General features: G+C 40.7%; 17 protein-coding genes. 7 read left to right on the plus strand and 10 right to left on the minus strand.

The features are described from left to right. Nucleotides 1-40 precede the first annotated feature (40 nt). From ubiB to EVU92_RS04905, 4 genes are all read right to left on the minus strand, one after another. On the minus strand, nt 41-1642 hold the full coding sequence (ubiB, locus tag EVU92_RS04890; protein WP_130050250.1) for a ubiquinone biosynthesis regulatory protein kinase UbiB: 1602 nt from the start codon (nt 1640-1642) through the stop codon (nt 41-43). A 17-nt stretch (nt 1643-1659) separates the two neighbouring features. After that, complete coding sequence (locus tag EVU92_RS04895) at nt 1660-2265, minus strand: SCP2 sterol-binding domain-containing protein (RefSeq protein WP_130050251.1); 606 nt, start codon at nt 2263-2265, stop codon at nt 1660-1662. Nucleotides 2266-2293: 28 nt separating this feature from the next. Then, entirely contained in the window at nt 2294-3049 is a 756-nt protein-coding gene (gene ubiE, locus EVU92_RS04900) for a bifunctional demethylmenaquinone methyltransferase/2-methoxy-6-polyprenyl-1,4-benzoquinol methylase UbiE (RefSeq protein WP_130050252.1), read from the minus strand. A 121-nt stretch (nt 3050-3170) separates the two neighbouring features. Continuing rightward, a complete protein-coding gene (locus tag EVU92_RS04905; RefSeq protein ID WP_130052227.1) occupies nt 3171-4157 on the minus strand; it encodes a GGDEF domain-containing protein in 987 nt (328 codons plus the stop codon). Between the two features lie 359 nt (nt 4158-4516). On the opposite strand from EVU92_RS04905, the gene EVU92_RS04910 reads away from it, so the two are divergent. Together EVU92_RS04910 and EVU92_RS04915 are read left to right on the plus strand one after the other, a co-directional pair. Further along, entirely contained in the window at nt 4517-6295 is a 1779-nt protein-coding gene (locus EVU92_RS04910; protein WP_130050253.1) for a DUF885 domain-containing protein, read from the plus strand. A gap of 112 nt (nt 6296-6407) precedes the next feature. Then, entirely contained in the window at nt 6408-7892 is a 1485-nt protein-coding gene (locus EVU92_RS04915) for an FMN-binding glutamate synthase family protein (protein ID WP_130050254.1), read from the plus strand. Nucleotides 7893-7949: 57 nt separating this feature from the next. Here EVU92_RS04915 and mtnK read toward each other — a convergent pair whose 3' ends face one another. Next, nucleotides 7950-9167, minus strand: coding sequence for an S-methyl-5-thioribose kinase (gene mtnK / locus EVU92_RS04920; protein ID WP_130050255.1), 1218 nt, complete (start codon nt 9165-9167; stop codon nt 7950-7952). A 134-nt stretch (nt 9168-9301) separates the two neighbouring features. On the opposite strand from mtnK, the gene mtnA reads away from it, so the two are divergent. Continuing rightward, nucleotides 9302-10327 carry an S-methyl-5-thioribose-1-phosphate isomerase gene (mtnA, locus tag EVU92_RS04925; RefSeq protein WP_130050256.1) on the plus strand — a complete coding sequence of 342 codons (1026 nt, stop codon included), beginning with the start codon at nt 9302-9304 and terminating at the stop codon, nt 10325-10327. 5 nt (nt 10328-10332) lie between these two features. Here mtnA and EVU92_RS04930 read toward each other — a convergent pair whose 3' ends face one another. The 5 genes from EVU92_RS04930 to EVU92_RS04950 all read right to left on the minus strand — a co-directional run bounded on the left by EVU92_RS04930 (nt 10333) and on the right by EVU92_RS04950 (nt 14794). Further along, a complete protein-coding gene (locus EVU92_RS04930; RefSeq protein ID WP_130050257.1) occupies nt 10333-12501 on the minus strand; it encodes a winged helix-turn-helix domain-containing protein in 2169 nt (722 codons plus the stop codon). Between the two features lie 98 nt (nt 12502-12599). Beyond that, nucleotides 12600-12941, minus strand: a complete 342-nt coding sequence (locus EVU92_RS04935; protein WP_130050258.1) for a gamma-glutamylcyclotransferase family protein — start codon at nt 12939-12941, stop codon at nt 12600-12602. A 1-nt stretch (nt 12942) separates the two neighbouring features. Then, nucleotides 12943-13485, minus strand: a complete 543-nt coding sequence (locus EVU92_RS04940; RefSeq protein WP_130050259.1) for an acireductone dioxygenase — start codon at nt 13483-13485, stop codon at nt 12943-12945. After that, the gene (mtnC, locus tag EVU92_RS04945; protein ID WP_130050260.1) at nt 13482-14168 is read right to left on the minus strand and encodes an acireductone synthase; all 687 of its coding nucleotides are present in this window, start codon (nt 14166-14168) and stop codon (nt 13482-13484) included. Before mtnC ends, EVU92_RS04940 begins: the two co-directional genes overlap by 4 nt. Continuing rightward, nucleotides 14165-14794, minus strand: coding sequence for a methylthioribulose 1-phosphate dehydratase (locus tag EVU92_RS04950; protein ID WP_130050261.1), 630 nt, complete (start codon nt 14792-14794; stop codon nt 14165-14167). The genes mtnC and EVU92_RS04950 overlap by 4 nt, the downstream gene beginning before the upstream one ends. A gap of 99 nt (nt 14795-14893) precedes the next feature. Here EVU92_RS04950 and EVU92_RS04955 point away from each other — a divergent pair, with 99 nt between their 5' ends. From EVU92_RS04955 to EVU92_RS04970, 4 genes are all read left to right on the plus strand, one after another. Continuing rightward, nucleotides 14894-16036 (plus strand): methionine aminotransferase, encoded by a 1143-nt coding sequence (locus tag EVU92_RS04955; protein ID WP_130050262.1) that lies wholly within the window; start codon nt 14894-14896, stop codon nt 16034-16036. Beyond that, nucleotides 16024-16797: an amidohydrolase gene (locus tag EVU92_RS04960; protein ID WP_130050263.1), complete on the plus strand. Its 774-nt coding sequence runs from the start codon at nt 16024-16026 to the stop codon at nt 16795-16797. Before EVU92_RS04955 ends, EVU92_RS04960 begins: the two co-directional genes overlap by 13 nt. Before the next feature lie 65 nt (nt 16798-16862). Then, entirely contained in the window at nt 16863-18278 is a 1416-nt protein-coding gene (locus EVU92_RS04965) for a mannose-1-phosphate guanylyltransferase/mannose-6-phosphate isomerase (RefSeq protein WP_205987918.1), read from the plus strand. A gap of 436 nt (nt 18279-18714) precedes the next feature. After that, nucleotides 18715-19329, plus strand: coding sequence for a trimeric intracellular cation channel family protein (locus EVU92_RS04970; RefSeq protein WP_054563935.1), 615 nt, complete (start codon nt 18715-18717; stop codon nt 19327-19329). Nucleotides 19330-19350 lie beyond the last annotated feature (21 nt).

The following is a 19350-nucleotide window of genomic DNA, read 5'->3' on the forward strand; positions in this document are numbered from 1 at the left end:
TGTCTCGATTATACTCACCAAAACATAAATAGCACTTAGTTTATGTGCTTCGCCATGCAGCAATAAAGCCCGCTACAGCAAAGCCAGCGGTAATTGCGCTCGCAACTAAATCATGCTGTAAATAACATAAGCCTGAAACAATCAAGCAGCTACCAGCAAAGATGCTAAGTAACAAAGGTTTAGCAGATTGCGGCGCAGGCAATTGTACAGGTTGTTGTTGACGTTTTAAGTTTTGATAAATTAAATCAGGTAATTCAGGCATTTTTTCTGCCCAAAATGGCAAGTTCGCATACATTTTTTTCATTACTGCAAGCGGACCAACTTGTTCTTTGACCCAATCTTCTAGGAAAGGTTTAGCAGTTTTCCATAGATCAAGCTGCGGATACAGTTGTCTGCCAAGGCCTTCAACATACAACAGCGTCTTTTGCAGTAACACTAATTGCGGTTGAACTTGCATATTAAAGCGACGAGCCGTATTAAACAGGTTGACTAACACATGGCCAAAAGAGATTTCAGCTAATGGTTTATTAAAAATTGGCTCACACACAGTACGAATAGCAAACTCAAACTCTTCGATGCTGGTATCGGCTGGTACCCAGCCAGAATCAACGTGTAGTTGCGCTACTTGGCGATAATCACGATTGAAAAAGGCAATAAAGTTTTCTGCTAAATAGCGTTTATCTTCGCGATTAAGGGTGCCTACAATGCCACAGTCAATACCTATATATTTTGGGTTATGTGGGTTTTCACGAGAAACAAAAATATTACCCGGGTGCATATCTGCATGGAAGAAACTGTCACGGAATACTTGCGTGAAAAAGACTTCTACTCCGCGTTCGGCTAGTAGCTGCATATTGGTATTTTGCGCAAGCAATGCTTCAGTATCTGATACAGGAATTCCGTAAATACGCTCCATTACCAATACATTACTTCGACTGTAATCACTGTATACAAAAGGGATGTAAAGTGAATTTGAGTCTTCAAAGTTACGACGTAGCTGTATTGCATTCGCCCCTTCTCGCATTAAGTCGAGTTCATCCAACAAGGTTTTTTTGTACTCGTTTACGACTTCAATAGGACGTAAACGTTTAGCCTCTTTTAATAACTTTGCAACTAATCGAGCGACTTTTTGCATCAGCATTAAGTCAGCATCAATTTGCTCTTTTATATTGGGGCGTATGACTTTAATTACCACATCTTGAGCTGCGCCATGCTCATCAATTAAGGTAGCAGTATGGACTTGTGCGATCGATGCTGATGCTAAAGGTGTTTGCGAAAAGTCACTGAACAATTCACTAATATCATTAATACCCAGCGCTTTTTCGATAAGCTGCTGGGCAAGTTCACCTTCAAAAGGTTCAACCTGATCTTGAAGTAGTGCAAGCTCTAATGCGACATCATGAGGGAGTAAGTCACGGCGTGTTGAAAGCATTTGGCCAAACTTGATCCATACCGGGCCAAGTTCTTGTAGAGCAAGTCGCAAGCGCATACCTGCAGGTTTATCTTTATGTTGGTTGCGTAACCAAAATAAGCTTCCGCGTCCGAGCTTTGCAAACCAAGGCACTCTTTTACGCGGAATTAATTCGTCTAAGCCGTAGCTCAGAAGGGTTTTAGTGATGTAATAAAGACGAGCAGACGACACACAAGTTCCTTAGCGCATTAGCGTGACTGTAACAGCGCGTTAATTCGCATCTCTAATTGAGATACTTGGCTTTTTAATTGGCGATTTTGCTGTTTAAACTCAGCAAGCTCAAGAGGGTGTATGGTCACTGCTAACTCATCTTGGCAAAGTGTTGTTAAGGTATTTTCTAACTTACTCTTTGTTTGTGAACCACGACGTTTTAAGGTTTGTAAAGAGAGCCACAACTGTTGTGCTGGGGCATCGCCAATGTATCGAGAAAAGTGCTCTGGCCAGTCAATATCAAGCTCTGCAAAAGCATTGCTAAAGCCTTGTGCAAGATTTAAATCGCCTTGCAAGTCGAGCTTATCTTGGCGAATGAGTTGCGTTAGCATTGACGGATCTTTAAGCGCCAACAAGGTATTGATATCAGCGCTGATCATGCAGTCAAAATTGCGCTCTTGCGTACTGTATAAATGAATTTGCTCGTCGCTGTATACGCACAAAATTGACTGTTGCCAATCACGTATCTCAACCAACAGCTGTTTATCAGCAATTGCTGCAAGTTTGCCTTTTAACTGAGGGTCTAACTGCAGCAGTTGATTAATGATTCGTTCGACGAGTGATAACAGAGCGTTTGCTAACATCGCGTTACCTACTTAATTAATAGAGTTTTTAGTATTTAAAACCACGATGGAGGGCAACAATACCGCCAGTAAGATTTTGATAATTAGTTTGTTCAAAACCTGCATCTTCCATCATGCTTTTTAACGTTTCTTGATCTGGATGCATTCGGATAGATTCCGCAAGGTATTGATAAGACTCGCCATCATTCGCTACTAGCTCACCCATTTTAGGTAAGATATTAAATGAATAGAAGTCATAGGCTTTGCTCAGTATTTCTTGTTCCGGTTTAGAGAATTCAAGTACTAATAAGCGACCGCCAGGCTTCAGAATACGATACATTGAGCGTAGTGCTTTATCTTTATCGGTAACGTTACGAAGACCAAATGCGATAGTGATCAAGTCAAAGCTGTTATCAGGAAATGGCAATGCTTCTGCATTCATTTGTACATATTCAATATTGCCAACACGACCAAGGTTACGAAGTTTCTCGCGGCCAACTTTCAGCATTGAAGAGTTAATATCGCCTAAGATAACCTGACCCGTTTCACCAACTAATTGACTAAATTTAGCGGTTAAATCACCAGTACCGCCCGCAAGGTCTAATACATAGTGACCTTTACGAACACCTGAACTTGCAATAGTTTGGCGTTTCCATAAACGATGAATACCGAACGACATAAGATCATTCATTACGTCATACTTTGCAGCGACTGAGTGGAATACATCTGCAACCATTGATGCTTTGTCGTTTTCAGCAACGGTTTTATAGCCAAAATGCGTGGTCTTTTCTTGATTCTCGTTCATGATTAATCTCTATCGTGGCAATAAAGACTAGTGTACTTGATTGTAGCTGTGGGGTGCAATTTGATTATAACTAAATCATCAGATTAGCGTGGCTTTTCATGACTTAGCGCAGTGTTAAACTTTATTGACCGGCAATAAAACTACTTTGTCCAAGCGACTTGGCTTTAGCTGCAGCTAAAGAAGCTTTACGGGCTAAACTATTAAAGTCACCATCGCCTTCATGCTTGGCAATACCAAGGGCTAGGGTGATAGCAGGTAATTTGGTGCCATTTTTTGAGCTTACAAAACGTAGTTTTTCGACGCCATTTCGTACTTTTTCAGCTATTAAGTTGGCAGTTTCAGGCTCTATGTCAGCAAGTAAGATGGTAAATTCATCTTTACTTGTACGCCCTGGCAAACCACTTTCTTGTACGTATTTTTGCACTTGCTTTGCGACTTTATTTAAAATGACCTCACCAATGACATCACCATAGTTTTCAATAAAATGATTTAAGTTTTCTATGTGAATAGAGATAGCACAAACCGCTTTATTTTGGCCGACCCAGAGTTGGGTTTGTTGATTTAAGTAATGGCGCTTGTATAAGCCAGTTTGTTGGTCGGTAATGTGTTGCTTGCGTAATTGAGTGAGCTGTTTTTGGGTTTTTTCTTGTATTGATTTGGCTTTTGCTATTTCTTGCTTAAATTGGCGATGCTGGTTGAGCAGTACTTCAGATTGCTTACTGAGCATTTTTAATGCGTGACGCGTTTGTTCAATATTGTTTTCATCGATTGAATGCACACAGTCACTAACTTGATCAGCAAAGCGCACAATATTTTGCTCGTTATTGCTAGCATTACGCGAAAGGGTGTTAATGACTGAGTCAACGTTGCGAACAATGGCGGTTTTCATTTTATGGCCTTGTTCTATAAAATCGAAATACAGCTGTTCTACATAGACACAATCAATGGCTTTTCTTTGTGCAATGGCGCGGTCAATTGTGGCATTAAGTTTGGGGTTAGATTGGCTGACGTAGGTGTAAACAACTTGGTAGTTAAGTGGTGACGGCGGTAATGCATGGTGTTCTAAAAAGATACATACCTTTGTCATTTTTTCTTGAGCAATAGCCATGGGATCATGGAACATCATTTTTCAATACCACTAAATACGCATATCAACCAATTAATCATCTCTTCCGTAAAGTGTATTTGCTTCCAAGCATAAATACTGAGTCTACAGTAATCTGTAATCAGCCTATTTAAAAGCAAAATCGCTAATTTTGGAACTTAAATTTGTTCTGTTTGTGTCTATTAGCTGATTTTCTCAACAACTTTAACAAGTGTAATTAAAAATTGCTTAAAGCTTGCACATTGATGCTTCCCCAGTGATGCTAATTTGAGCGCATTTAAACTGAGCTTGGTCGCATTTGCTTGGGTTTTAGTCAGTGCTGCGCTACTTTAGCAATACTGATTAAAACTAAAAAGAATGCTATGAAACAAACACTGTCGCGAACTTTAAACCGTTCTGTTATTGCGGTTGCTTTAGCTTGTACTTTAAGCGCTTGCCAGGTAACAAATATTGATGCTGATCAGCAATTTACTCAAGTAGCCGAAAATATTGTTAATTACCGTCAAAGTATCAGTCCATATGGTAAAGAAAATGGCGTAGATGGTTATTTATTAGAAAACCTATCAGCAGAGTTTCTAGAGCAAAAATATAAGAAAAATACAGCGTTACTCGCCGATTTAGATGCTATAGACCGTGATAAATTATCTGAAGAAAACCGCATCAACCTAACTATTTTACGTGGTCAAGTGCAAAATAGTGTCGATGAATATGTGTTTAACACGCATTATATGCCACTAACGTCTGAGTATGGGTTTCATTCTAGCTTATCATTTATGATTTCAAGCTCTGACTACACAAAAGAACAAGATTACCAACTATATCTTGCTAAATTACAGCAAATTCCTCGCTATTTTTCGCAAAATATTGGTTGGATGCGCAAGGGTCTTGAGGTGGGGCTGACTCAACCTAAGGCTGTTTTAGAAGGGTATCAAGACTCAATTACTGCGTATATTGTTGATGATGCAACAGAGTCAGAATTCTACAAACCATTTTTAAAAAATACCGCAGGTATTAGTGACAGCGAATTTGCAGCATTGCAAAAGCAAGCGCAAACTATCATTAAAGAGCAGGTTATTCCGGCTTATCAAGGTTACTTAACTTTCTTTAATAATGAATATCAGCCAGGTGCACGAACAGACATTGGTATTTCTAGTACGCCAAACGGTAAAGCGTTTTACGAAAACCGTGCTAAATACTATACCACCACAGATATGACGCCAAAAGAAATCCACGAGCTGGGTTTACAAGAAGTGGCACGCATTCGTGCCGAAATGGAAAAAATTATTAAGAAAGTAGGTTTTGAAGGCTCATTTGCTGATTTTGTCCACTTTTTACGTACTGATCCGCAATTTTACGCAAAAACACCAAAAGAACTGCTAAAAGAAGCCTCTTACATCGCTAAGAAAATGGATGCTCAATTACCTAAGTTATTCCACACCTTACCAAGAATGCCTTATGGTGTTGCGCCAGTGCCAGCGAGTATTGCGCCTAAATATACAACTGGCCGTTACTCAGGTTCTCGTCGCGATGACCAAGCGGGTTATTATTGGGTTAATACCTATGCGTTAGACAAGCGTCCATTGTATGTTCTTGAAGCATTAACTTTGCACGAAGCTGTTCCGGGGCACCACTTGCAAATCTCACTTAATGCGGAACTTGAGTCACTGCCAAGTTATCGCCGTAATGCTTATTTATCGGCATTTGGTGAGGGTTGGGGCTTATATTCAGAGTTTTTAGGTATCGAAGCGGGTTTTTATCAAGACCCATACAGTGACTTTGGTCGTTTGACCTATGAAATGTGGCGTGCAGCTCGTTTAGTGGTTGATACAGGTATGCATATGTATGGCTGGAGCCGCGAGCGTGCGATGAAGTTTATGAGCGAAAATACCGCGCTTTCATTGCATAATGTGAAGACCGAAACCGACCGTTATATTTCATGGCCTGCACAAGCTTTGTCATACAAAATTGGTGAGTTAACAATTAAACGTTTACGCCACGAAGCTGAGCAAGCGCTTGGTCAAGATTTTGATATTCGCGAATTTCATCATCAAATATTACGTCATGGCTCAGTGCCAATGTCAGTACTTGAAGAGCAAATTCAACTTTATATTAAAGCTGAGTTAGCCAAACGAGCAGCATAGCGGCATAAAAGAAACGAAAAGGCGTGATTTAAATCACGCCTTTTTTGTTTATTGCACCTAATATAAACAACTTATATGATTTGATAGATGTCATTTCACAAAGGGGCCTTGGATGAGTGATTTTATAATTTTTAGTATCGATGTATTTGCCAGTTTATTTATTTTTGCATTAGGCATCGTTTTGCTAGTGATTGTGTGTTTTTACATTAGTGATGTAACGCAATCTAAACATGCTATTCGCCGTAACTACCCAGTGATTGGCCGCTTTCGTTACTTTTTTGAACGCCAGGGGGAATTTTTCCGTCAGTACTTCTTTGCTATGGATAGAGAAGAATTACCCTTTAACCGTGCAGAGCGGAGTTGGGTGTATCGTGCTGCGAAGAATGTTGACCGTACGACGGCCTTTGGTTCAACTCAGAGTCTTGAAGCGACAGGAACCGTAATGTTTATGAATTGCGCGTTTCCTACCTTAGATGAAGAGGCGCTCGATCCTAGTGAAGTCACTTTAGGACCTTATTGTCCTAAACCCTATACCACAAATGCATTATTTAATATTTCAGGCATGAGCTTTGGTGCACTATCTAAGCCGGCTGTTCGAGCACTATCTCGAGGTGCTAAATTAGCTGGCTGTTGGATGAACACAGGTGAAGGCGGGCTAAGCTCTTATCATCTTGAAGGTGGTGCTGATATCGTGTTTCAGATCGGCACGGCAAAATATGGTGTACGAGATGAGCACGGTAAATTAAGCACCGAAAAACTCAAAGCAATTGCTGATCACGAACAAGTTAAAATGTTCGAAATTAAAATGAGCCAAGGCGCAAAACCCGGTAAGGGAGGTATGTTGCCGGGACGTAAAGTGACTGCAGAAATCGCAAAAATTCGGGGGATTCCTGAAGGGCAAGACTCAATTAGTCCAAATGGTCATCCTGAGATTAAATCACCAGCTGACCTACTTGATATGGTCGCCATGGTGCGCAATACCACGGGCAAACCCACAGGTTTCAAAGCGGTGATTGGTGAATACACTTGGCTCGAAACCTTATTCAGTGAAATTAATAACCGTGGCATTGAATCAGCCCCAGATTTTATCACAATAGATAGTGCCGATGGTGGTACGGGCGCTGCCCCTCAGCCTTTGATGGATTCTGTGGGGTTGCCCCTGCGAGAAAGCTTACCTTTGGTTGTTGATTTATTGAAGAAACATGGGCTTAGAGAGCGAGTGAAAGTGATTGCCTCGGGTAAGTTGATTGTACCATCTAAAGTTGCTTGGGCATTGGCATTGGGCGCTGACTTTATTGTTTCAGCTCGTGGTCACATGTTTTCGCTTGGTTGTATTCAAGCATTGCAATGTAATAAAGATACCTGCCCAACCGGCATTACTACGCATAATGAACGCTTACAACGAGGCTTGGATGTAACAGACAAAGCCCAGCGTGTTGCTAACTATAATAAGTACATTCATTACGGCGCAGGGCTTATAGCCCATTCGTGTGGCGTATCAAGTGCCAGAGAGCTGGCTCGTCAGCATGTGCGGGTGGTACAAGAAAATGGCTTATCAGAACCGCTCGATAAAATGTATGAGCACTACAATAAATAATCTAGTTGGGTTGAATAATTAAAAGGCGCATTGAGCGCCTTTTTAAATTTTTGACTATTAGTTTAATAAACTGATTAACAAAGAAAAGAACTCGTCTTTATTATTACAGCTTGTGGCATTGAGCATCAGTTGCTCGCCGAGTACAAGTGTTTGTTGTTGTACTGCTAAACGCGCTTGTTCATCTTCAATTCCATCGATATCAGCAACATGGGCTAAACCAATAGTACGGCGAATAAGTTCAGCGCCACAGTAGCCAATCGCATCTCGCAGTACTTGTTGTAAGTAATCTTCGCTAAAAGCGCGATTTGCAAAGCTAATATCAGTTGCTTCGTTACTTGCTAGGTTTAGCCAGTGTTGTTCAAATTGGCTATAACAGTCTTGTAAGCAAGTTAATAAATGGGTTTGATACTGACGGCGTTTTGCTTGTTCTGTGATACGGGCGTTTTGGGCGCAGTAATTTAGTAACAAATTACCCATAAATGAGCCGATATCAAAACCAACAGGACCAAAAAAGCCGAACTCTGGATCGATCATTTTGGTGGTATTGCTATCAACAAAAATACTGCCGCTATGCATATCACCATGTAATAAAGTTTGTGGGCAAGATAAGAATTTAGCTTTTAATTTTGCTGCTGCTAGTTTTAAAGCATCATTATTACGAATACTTTCGACGTGCTCATTAAGCTCAGCTGGGAAATTATTGCGCTCATGCTCAATGTACGGATCAGTAAAGAATAAGTCTTCTGTGATCTTACATAAATCAGGATTAATAAATTGACTGACTTTGGCTTTTTTATCTTCAGCAGATAAGTAAAAGTCTGAGTTATAAAAGCCTGTTCGGCTTAAATAGAGCGCAACATGACTTGCCAATAATGGAAATTGCTCTGCGTTGATTTGTGCGCCACGTAAAATTTGTAACTCACCTAAATCTTCTAATACAGTTAAAGCCAGTTCTACATTATGATGCAATATCGCCACTGTATGCTCTGGACATAACTGACCATGATTAATCAATACTTCGGCTTCAATGCGTGCGCGGTCCAAAGATAACGGCCATGACTCACCTACACAACGGGCGTAAGGAAGTGCTTGTTTTAAAATTACACTATTGTTGTGCTGATCAGCAACACGAAAAACTAAGTTTAAGTTTCCGTCGCCAAATTCGTATGCACTAAGCTTTGCATCATTAGTGAATACTGAAATTCGCTTACTTTCAATAAGTTCTTTAATGTAATCAACAGCATGCTCTGCAGTGAAGGCAGTATATTTAGCCATGGCTTAATCTCGTAATACAATTAACTTTAAGCATTCTATACCTGTAACCGTTTAGATGTCTATACATCCAGCTTGTTAGTTCTCAAAACTGATGTAAAATAACGACTCATCTAAATTAGTTATCTGGATTTTGTATGCAAGATCTCATCGCGAGCAGTATTAAATATCAGCAAGGTACGCTAACCGTGCTTGATCAGTATTTGTTGCCACATCAACAGCATTGGCATGTATGTAACGATGTTGAAACGATGAAAGATTTGATTCTGACTTTGAAAATCCGGGGCGCACCTTTAATCGGCTTAGGTGCTAGCTTATTGGTTGCACATTTAGCTGAGCAGGGCATGAGTCAATCAGCACTTTCTACTGCCATTGATGAACTTGAAGCAACCCGCCCAACAGCGGTAAACCTTATGCACTGTATGGCCAAGTTACGTGCAGCGCTTGCAGAGACGAATTATGTTGCTGCTGTTGTCTCTACAGCTGAGCAGTTATTTAAAGAAGATATTGCCCTTTGCGATAGTATGGCTGAACGTGGTGCTGCCTTGGTTGATAAAGGCGACAACATTTTAACCCATTGTAATACAGGTGCGTTAGCGACTGCGGGTGTTGGCACTGCACTAGGCGTTATTTATAAAGCGCAGCAACGCTATGGTGATATTCATGTTTGGGTTGATGAAACACGACCGTTACTGCAAGGCGGTCGTTTAACTGCTTTTGAGCTCGAGCGTTGGCAAATTCCTTACACCTTGATTTGCGATAACATGGCGGCCAGTTTAATGGCTGCGGGCAAAGTCGATAAGATATTTGTGGGCGCAGATCGTATTGCTGCAAACGGAGATTTTGCCAATAAGGTAGGCACTTATAACCTCGCTGTGTTAGCGCATTTCCATAACATTCCATTTTATGTTGTAGCGCCACTCACGACACTTGATACGCAAACGATATGTGGTAATGACATTGAAATTGAGCTGCGCAGTGTAAATGAAGTGCGCGGTGTTAGTGGTAGTTTTGGTGAAGCAATGTGGGCACCGACTAATGCACAGGTTTATAACCCTGCCTTTGATGTAACACCGGCTAACTTAGTAACAGGTTGGGTGCTCGATACCGGGGTTTATAACCAAGCAGATATCGAGCAAGGTATTTTAAAGCAGTTAAAATAGCGGATTTATTCAGCGCTTTTTTTAGTGTAGAGCTCAATGCTATTTTGATTGTTGGCAGTTAAGAAGGTCACTGCCAGCTTGTCGTTTTTAGCATTAAGGCGCGATATATAGTGAGAAGGCTTCATTTGAAGTATTGACTCAACGCCCTGCATTTTGGCTAAATTAATGCTGAAAACTTCAGTATCAGTGGCGATATACAAGCTATGTAGGTTACTTGCCATCGACACAATAGAAGGCTTTAACTCAGTTAGTTTGTCTGGTGTAGTCAGCTCACTATAGGTATTGTTATCGCTGTCTAAAAGCAGGTATTTATCGTATTTAGAATGAACAATCAGCTGTGTATCGTCATACCATGCGATAGCTAGAGGTGTATCTATAGTACTTTTGATCACTTCATCGCTGTTGGTGTGAAGAATCATTATTTGATTTAGCTGATTGCTAAGATCGGTATATAGCACGGCAATCTTGTTACCTCTTATAGCTGCCAACTTGGTACTACCAGGAAGTGTCCAGTGCTTAATTTCTGAGAAATCAGCTGCATTTAATAATGTTAATTGCTGATTGGTTTTATTAAAGCTAACAAGTCGGCTACTGTCACTATTTACTGCAATTACTGAGCTATCTTCACCAATTTTGCCAGTTATATTGATGTATTGGTTTGCTTTTCTGAGCCAGTGTTGGTGTTCTGCAAACTCAAAGTCAGAGAAGTACACATCATTATTGGCTAATGCGACTAAGTCGTCTTCGTGCTTATTCGCTGTGGCGATGTAACTCATTGTTTTTGAATTAAGGTCAAATATTGCGGCATCTTTATCGTGAAGGTCAGTACTGATCAAAACACTTTCTTTGCTTAACGGGTAAGCATAGTTTGCTCGCTTTACTGGCGCTTTTATAGCGGGTTGTCGACTCATACTATCAAAAGAGAATGATTCAATAGTTGAGGTGCCGCGGCTATACCAAACAAGAGAGTTAGTTTGCTGATCATAAGTTGCAGCCCAAGCTCGGTAATCGTTCGTCGTTAAAAGTTTAAGTGAACTGCCATCTAAATTCGCCATGTATATTTCTACTTGGCCAACATTATGGCGCTCGAAGATGATGCGGCTCGGGTTTTTAATAGTTGTTAAAATAAAGTCCCCAGTGCCAGTGATATTGGGTGTGCTAATGCGAATTTCTTCACCGGTTTTTAAATCTTGTGCATATAAAGCATATAAATGAGTTAAGCCACGGTAATTATTACGTCTTGAAATTGCGACATCACCCACTTCGATGTACTGACTTGGCTGAGAATTAAGTAAAGATTGGTTAATACGTGGTTTTATTAACGCTTCACTTGATAACAGGTTGCTTGCTTGCCAAGTGATACAATCGCTGTAGTCTTTGTTTTCACAGGAACCGTAAAATAATCGTTCTCCATCCTCAGACCAACCCTGTAAAAAGATATTGCCAGAGGCAATCACATATTCTTTTTTAGTGGTTAAGTCGACAACATAAAGGTACTTATTATCAGTATCATTTTGCAGTATGTAGGCTAATTTTGTTTTGTCTTGATTGAGCATTAAGCGATAGTGTGTGCCTTTATGCCATGAAATAGTTTCTGCTTGCAGGTCTAAATGAGGTACTTCACTTTGCTCTTCAGTAGTGGCTTTAGGCTGTTGTAAGAACAACCAAATAGCAGCAAGCAATAAACTCAATACTAAGGCTGCAAAAGGCCACGGCCAGCGTGAAGTATGATCTTTTTGTGGACTAATGTTGGCTGTATTAACTTGAGTCTCAGCGTCTTTATCTACTGTTATTACATTTTCTGTTTTTAGCTGTTCTGTACTCACAGCGTGATCAAGAGACTTAACTTCAATAAATAAACTGTAACCTTTGCGGTAATGGGTTTTAATGGTTTGCCCAGGTTGCTTTTCTGACTTGAGTACTTTTCTTAGCTCTGAGATTGCACGGTTGATGGCATTGTCATCAACAAAGCTTTGTTGCCAAATGTTCTCAACTAATTCTTGGCGAGTAATAATGCGATCATTATGGGTAATGAAAAAGCATAATAGTTTATAAAGTAAAGGTTCTAGTTCGCGCGTATGAGTGCCATCGCTGATGGTTTGCTGCTGTGTGTTAAATTGCCACTCACCCACATAAATAACAGTATCGCGTAAGGGTGAAAATGCCGACCCCATGTTTAGTCCTTTAACTAATAATTAGTAATGATCTTGATGAGGGAGAATAATAACAGCTTTTGTTCTTTATTTGGGTTTTTTTGTTTTAATTTTGTAAATTAAAGGCTCTTTTTAGCAACATATAACCAAGCTTGGTTGCTACACTGAAATGTTTCTTCAATGCGCTGATAATCGTCAACTTCGTAAGCATCTGCCTGAGCAAGCTCTTGTTCGGTGATTAAGTAAATTGTGCCATTAACCGTATCACTTTGTTTGCCCGTTTTGATTAAAGCGGGGTGAAAACGCTGGCCACTACTTTTAAGAACTGCTTCGTCGGTGATCTCGACCTCGCCAATGATATACCCTGATAATGTCGCAGGAATACCTTCTAGCAAGCGCCCGAAGGTATCCAATTGAACTTGTCGGTACTGCAAGGTACCGTACGAAAATAGCTTTTCCATGTTAATCCAGCAGTGGGAAGTTGGTCGCAATGGTTGACTCAGTGCTTTTAGCGACCCAACCTTCGGTATTATTGAATAAGCGAATTGCTGTGAATTCAGGGTCGCTGCCCATATCAAACCAATGTGGTGTGAGTTCTGGTACTGAAATTAAGTCGCCTTGTTGGCAAAGCACTTGATACACCTTATCGCCTAAGTGTAAGCAAAATAAACCTTGGCCTTTTACAAAGAAACGTACTTCATCTTCGCTATGAGTATGTTCAAACAAAAATTTGCTGCGTAACTCGCTGGCATTGGGGTTACCTTTGGCAAGTGAAATAACATCGACTGTTTGATAACCACCCTCTGCTTTAAGACGCTCTATATCGTTAGCATAGGCACTTAAAATAGCGTTATGACTGGTATCCTGATCAATCTTTGCAGTTGCTTGCCATTGCTCAAAGCGAACGCCAACTGCATTAAGCTCTCTAGCAATAGCGCTTAAATCTTCACTATGAAACAGTATGTTATCTGCGTTTGTATCATTAAAAATAGTTAATTGACTCATACTAAAAGCTCCGCGCTGAATGCTGTGAAATCGTTAATATATGGGTGGATATCACTTGCTTCTTGGCCATCTCGAATAAGGTGAAGCGTTCGCAGACCTGCCGCTTTTGCAGCATCAAGCTCTGCTACCACATCGCTTAAAAATAGCACCTCTTCAGCGTCAAAAGGCAGTTCAGCAATAATATTCTCATAAGAGCTTTGTTGTTGTTTTGCACCGACTTTAGTGTCGAAGTAATCACTGAACAAAGGTCTCACATCACCATAATCAGAGAACTCAAAAATCAGGTGCTGGGCTTTCACAGAGCCTGATGAGTAGACATATAAACTTTTGCCAGCCTGTTTTTGGGCTTGTAAAAAGTCATAAGCATCTGGGTAAAGGTGGCCAGTAAAATCGCCATTTTCGTAGCCCGTTTGCCAAATTAAGCCTTGTAATTGCTTGAGTGGGGTAATTTTTTGATCTGTTTCAATCCAATGAATTAAATGCTTAATAACCGTCTCGATATCGGCTTCTGGTTGTTCTATATGTGCTTTAACAGCCTCAATTTGGGCTGCTACTTCTGGGTCTGTTTGATGTGACTTTACAAACTCAGGTAACTGCCCAGCCGCGTATGGAAATAATACGTCCTTAACAAATGAGATTCGGGTAATCGTGCCTTCAATATCGGTTAAAATCGCTTTGATCATGGCTGAACTCCGGCTTGAATACCTTCTAGTTTTAAGCGCTCAAGTTCACAGCTAAATAGGAACTCTAAGCCTTCTAAATGACGAAGTACTTCTTTGATATTTCGACCTACTACATATAAACCATGGCCACGAATCAATACAGCATGCTCAATAGGGGTGTGAAGGTGATGATCACTAACAAGTAAGCTTAAACGGTCGATGTCTTGGTCATTATCAAAAATTGGAATACTTAGCGTATCTAAATGCGATTTAACACCACTTAGAGACTTTTGCATTTCGTAGCCATTTAAGTTGATAGTATGGCCCTTAATAACACGAGATAGCACGGTTGCTGCGACAGAATGAGTGTGCAAAACAAATTTAGCAGATGGGATTAGCTTATACATATTTAGATGTAGCTCAGTTTCTGCTGATGGATTACCAGAGCCTTTGGTGCGATTGCCTTCATGATCAAATTCGATAAATGCATGAGTGCCGAGTTGACCTTTATCGAAGCCACTTGCCGTGACAACATAACCGCTTGCAGTGCGGGCTGAAAAGTTACCACCAGTAGCAGGGACCCAGCCACGTTGGCTTACCCATTTACCAGCTTCAATTAGTTCTGAAATAGCGGTATTGTTGTGCATATATTCCTCGACATTCTAAAAGTTATTTAGACGGCTATACATCTGTTTTAAGCAATGATAGCATCGCTTTGGGCGCAAAACCATCTTTAAGGAACCTCTGTGTTTGAAAGTAAATTGCCGAATTTAGGCACTAGTATTTTTAGTCAAATGACCGCTCTGGCAAATCAGTACCAAGCTATTAATCTATCTCAGGGTTTTCCTGAGTTTGATGCACCTGATTTGTTAAAAAAACAACTCAATCACTATGTACTTGAAGGGGTAAATCAATATGCGCCTTCAAGTGGGGTTACAAAGCTACAACAGCAAATAGCTGCTCTGATTGCTAGAAAATACCATAACAACATAAACTACGAGCAACAAGTCACTGTCACTTCAGGGGCAACAGAAGCATTATTTGTAGCAATTCAAGCGCTTGTTAAAGAGGGTGATGAAGTTGTGGTGTTTGACCCCGCTTATGACTCGTACCAACCAGCAATTGAACTTGCTGGCGGTCTCTCAGTTCACGTTGCCTTGCGTGCGCCAGACTACAAAATCGATTGGCAAGCCGTAGCCGATGTCATTACAGACAAAACGCGTGTAGTTATAATCAATACGCCACATAACCCAAGCGGGAAAATCTTTAAAACAGAAGATATTAACGCCCTTAAAGCGCTTGTTGCTAAGCATGATTTATATGTAATCAGCGATGAAGTGTATGAGCACATTACCTTTGATGGTGCTTTGCATTTAAGCGCACTGACCGACCCTGAGTTATTTGCACGTAGTTTTGTGATCTCAAGTTTTGGTAAAACCTTTCACAGCACTGGCTGGAAGATGGGTTACTGTGTTGCGCCTGCTCAGCTAATGGTGGAGTTTCGTAAAATTCACCAATACGTGACTTTTTCAAGCTTTACGCCTGCCCAGCATGCACTAGCCGATATGCTTGAGTTAGAGCCTGAGCATGTTGATGAACTGAGCCTTTTTTATCAACAAAAACGCGATTTACTTAGCGAAGCACTAGCACACAGTCGCTTTAAAATTTTACCAAGTGAAGGCACCTATTTTTTGCTACTCGATTATAGTGATGTGTCTGATCTTGATGATGTTGAGTTTTGCCAATGGCTGGTTGAGCAAGCGGGTGTTGCAGCTGTACCACTCAGTGTGTTTTATAACAGTACAAGCAGCGATAAGGTGATTCGTTTATGTTTTGCAAAAAATGATGACACATTAAAACGTGCCGCGGAGATTTTATGCCAACTTTAACCTTAGCTTTAGTGCAGTCATCACTGCATTGGCTTGATAAAAGCGCTAACCTTGCCCACTTTACAGAGCAGCTTAATGGCTTAAAAGAGCAAGTTGATTTAATTGTCTTACCAGAAACATTTGCTACTGGTTTTGCGATTAATCTAGATTGCAGCGAACCAGAACAAGGCGAGGTACTTAGCTGGTTAAAAGCCACAGCTAAGCAAAAAAATGCTGTGGTTGCAGGCTCTGTTTTAGTCGCAAAAGGTGATAAAAAGGCCAATCGCTTTTATTGGGTTTGGCCAAATGGCGAAGTAAAGTATTACGACAAACGTCATTTATTTTGCTTAGGTAACGAAGGCAATTTTGTTGTAGCGGGTAAGCAGCGTGAGATATTTACGATTAATGACTTTCGCATTTTACCGCAAGTTTGTTACGACTTACGCTTTCCTGTATTTCAGCGAAACTGCAACGATTACGATGTGATGATCAACGTAGCGAATTGGCCAGCAGCTCGTCGCCATGTATGGGATACCCTTCTAAAAGCACGAGCGATGGAAAATCTTTGCTTTGTCGTAGGTGTGAATCGCATTGGGGCTGATGGTAATGATGTTGCCCACAGCGGAGGCACTGCTGTATATGACTATAAAGGTGATACCTTGGCTGAGCTGGAGGATAACCAATCGGGTATCATTATTCAGCGCTTAGAAAAATCACCGCTTGATGATTTTCGAAGAGCGTTTCCTGCTCACTTAGATGCTGATCAATTTCAGTTACTGTAATTGCTCGAAGCCGCATACTCAAAAATTTGTTAAACTCATGGTTGGATTATTTACTATAAGCAATCATGAGTCGCAAAATCACCCCCGTTATTCTTGCTGGTGGCATAGGTTCTCGTTTATGGCCTTTGTCGCGTAAAGCGATGCCTAAGCAGTTTTTATCTTTACTTAGCGAAAAGTCACTATTACAGAGCACGCTTTTACGAGTGGCTGACTCACGATTTAATGCCCCAATTTTAGTATGCAATGAAGAGCATCGTTTTATCGCTAAAGCGCAAATTGCAGAAATCACAGATAGCTATACGTTACTGCTCGAGCCTGAAGGTAAAAATACCGCGCCAGCGATTGCGTTAGCAGCTGAATTTGCATTGCAAAATGGCCTAACCGATCCCTTATTGGTGATGCCAGCTGATCACCACATAAGTGATTTTGATAAGCTTATTGCATGCTTAAATAAGGCTATAGCGCTTTGTCAGCAACAACAATTAGTGACTTTTGCAATTACACCTACTGAGCCACATACCGGCTATGGTTATATTCGCCAAGGTGAGCAGTTAGCCCAGGAAGGCTGCTTTAAGGTGGCTGAATTCAAAGAAAAACCAGCCCTGCAATTAGCTAAAAAATACCTTGCCAGTGGTGAGTATGGCTGGAATAGCGGCATGTTCTTATTTCTGCCAGAAGTGTATTTAAACGAGCTTAATCGCTTTGCGCCAAAGATTGCACAAAGTGTCGCAAAAGCGGCTAGCTTTACTGAAGACTTAGGGTTTCAAAGGCCTGTTGTGAATCAGCTAACAGCATGTCCAAGTGATTCTATTGATTATGCTATTTTGGAGCGTAGTGCTAACGTTGCAGTTATTCCTGTTGATTTAACTTGGAGTGATGTTGGCAGCTTTTCAGCATTATCGAGAATCGCTGAAAGAGACCATCATGGTAACTATCTGGGCTCGCAAGGAGTGAGTTTAGATAGTGAATATAATCTACTTATAAGTGAAGCAGATCACACCATTGCGGCGCTCGGCGTCAGTAATAAAGCAATTATACATACTCATGATGCCACCTTAGTGGCAGACAAAAGCTCGCTCGATAAGCTTCCTGATTTACTTAAACAGCTTGCTGTAGTTGATAGTGATAAATTGACTCACCATCAAGCCGTATTTAGACCTTGGGGAAACTATCGAACTTTAATTGAAAGTACTGGTTTTAAGGTAAAGAAAATAATCGTCAACAGTGGCGCAAAGCTCTCAACTCAACGCCATCAGCATCGTGCAGAGCATTGGGTTGTAGTATCTGGTGTCGCAAGTGTACGAGTTGGCGATGAAGAATTTGAATTAACAGCCGATCAATCTTGTTATATTGCCGCTAAGCAATTGCATAGTCTTGCTAATCAACAAAGCACGCCACTGATCGTTATTGAAGTGCAAACTGGTGCAATACTTGATGAATGCGATATCGAGCGATTTGATGACAGGTATGGGAGAGGCTAGCTGAAAGCTATAAGTTTTAAGCAGATCGAGAGAATTGCTTTTTGATAGAGATAGCGTGGCTATCGTGAATTGGAGTATATCTTTTTACCGCATATGTTTTACCTTCAGCTTGGCCTGCATCTCAAATTTTCAATATTGATGATGGTCTATCGCAAAGTGTCATTTTTGATATTCTGCAAGTTCTTCAAGGCCTCATGTGGTTTTAATCACAGGCAGGTTTAAACCGTTTGATGGTTATGAGTTTACTGTATCCACAGTATCTATTCTTCGGCACTCGATAACGAATCGCAGTTATTTATTGGTACTTAAATAGTGGCGTTAAGCTGCTAGCATTACATAATGATCAATTTTCAGAGCCTATTTTTATTACAACTTTGCTTAAAAGGTTGAAAAGTTTATGTTACAACGACACTAACAATACTCTTTAGTTACAAACATGACTGAACTTTACCATTGGTTTGATTTATTCGGCGTAGCCGTGTTTGCTGTCTCAGGAACGCTACTGGCGTACAACAAAAAAATGGATGGCTTTGGGGTTGTTGTGTTAGCCACAGTCACTGCTATTGGCGGTGGTACAGTACGCGACGTTATTTTAGATGTTCCTGTATTTTGGCTGCATGATCAAAGCTACTTTTGGGCTATTTTATTGTCTGTATTTGTCACCACTCGTTTAATCAATAAGCAGCGCTCGATTTCACTTAATGCGCTGCAAGTTGCAGATGCATTTGGTTTGGCATTTTTTGCGGTGATGGGCACACAAAAAGCCATGCTTGCAGGTATGCCAGACACTACGGCGATTATTATGGGTGTAATAACAGCCTGTTTTGGTGGCGTTATCCGTGATGTGCTTGCTGGAAATATGCCGATGCTGTTAAAAGGTGAGCTCTATGCTATTGCTTGTATTGCTGGTGGCATCGTTTATACATTAAGTATCTCGCTTGGTTTAGTAACCGAAGTAGCCATGATTTTAGCAATGCTAATGACCTTATCGCTTCGTTTAGCGGCAATGAAGTGGCAACTTACACTTCACGTTTTTAAATATCCCGACTAAGCTTAGTATTAAGGATTAATG

It is taken from the genome of Pseudoalteromonas sp. MEBiC 03485 (genome assembly GCF_004195145.1).
Lineage (GTDB): Bacteria > Pseudomonadota > Gammaproteobacteria > Enterobacterales > Alteromonadaceae > Pseudoalteromonas > Pseudoalteromonas apostichopi.

Coding starts and splice junctions, on each gene's coding strand:
- EVU92_RS04895 (WP_130050251.1), bottom strand. CDS start 2,265: ATGTTAGCAAACGCTCTGTTATCACTCGTCGAACGAATCATTAATCAA.
- ubiE (WP_130050252.1), bottom strand. CDS start 3,049: ATGAACGAGAATCAAGAAAAGACCACGCATTTTGGCTATAAAACCGTT.
- EVU92_RS04905 (WP_130052227.1), bottom strand. CDS start 4,157: ATGGCTATTGCTCAAGAAAAAATGACAAAGGTATGTATCTTTTTAGAA.
- EVU92_RS04910 (WP_130050253.1), top strand. CDS start 4,517: ATGAAACAAACACTGTCGCGAACTTTAAACCGTTCTGTTATTGCGGTT.
- EVU92_RS04915 (WP_130050254.1), top strand. CDS start 6,408: ATGAGTGATTTTATAATTTTTAGTATCGATGTATTTGCCAGTTTATTT.
- mtnK (WP_130050255.1), bottom strand. CDS start 9,167: ATGGCTAAATATACTGCCTTCACTGCAGAGCATGCTGTTGATTACATT.
- mtnA (WP_130050256.1), top strand. CDS start 9,302: ATGCAAGATCTCATCGCGAGCAGTATTAAATATCAGCAAGGTACGCTA.
- EVU92_RS04930 (WP_130050257.1), bottom strand. CDS start 12,501: ATGGGGTCGGCATTTTCACCCTTACGCGATACTGTTATTTATGTGGGT.
- EVU92_RS04935 (WP_130050258.1), bottom strand. CDS start 12,941: ATGGAAAAGCTATTTTCGTACGGTACCTTGCAGTACCGACAAGTTCAA.
- EVU92_RS04940 (WP_130050259.1), bottom strand. CDS start 13,485: ATGAGTCAATTAACTATTTTTAATGATACAAACGCAGATAACATACTG.
- mtnC (WP_130050260.1), bottom strand. CDS start 14,168: ATGATCAAAGCGATTTTAACCGATATTGAAGGCACGATTACCCGAATC.
- EVU92_RS04950 (WP_130050261.1), bottom strand. CDS start 14,794: ATGCACAACAATACCGCTATTTCAGAACTAATTGAAGCTGGTAAATGG.
- EVU92_RS04960 (WP_130050263.1), top strand. CDS start 16,024: ATGCCAACTTTAACCTTAGCTTTAGTGCAGTCATCACTGCATTGGCTT.
- EVU92_RS04965 (WP_205987918.1), top strand. CDS start 16,863: ATGAGTCGCAAAATCACCCCCGTTATTCTTGCTGGTGGCATAGGTTCT.
- EVU92_RS04970 (WP_054563935.1), top strand. CDS start 18,715: ATGACTGAACTTTACCATTGGTTTGATTTATTCGGCGTAGCCGTGTTT.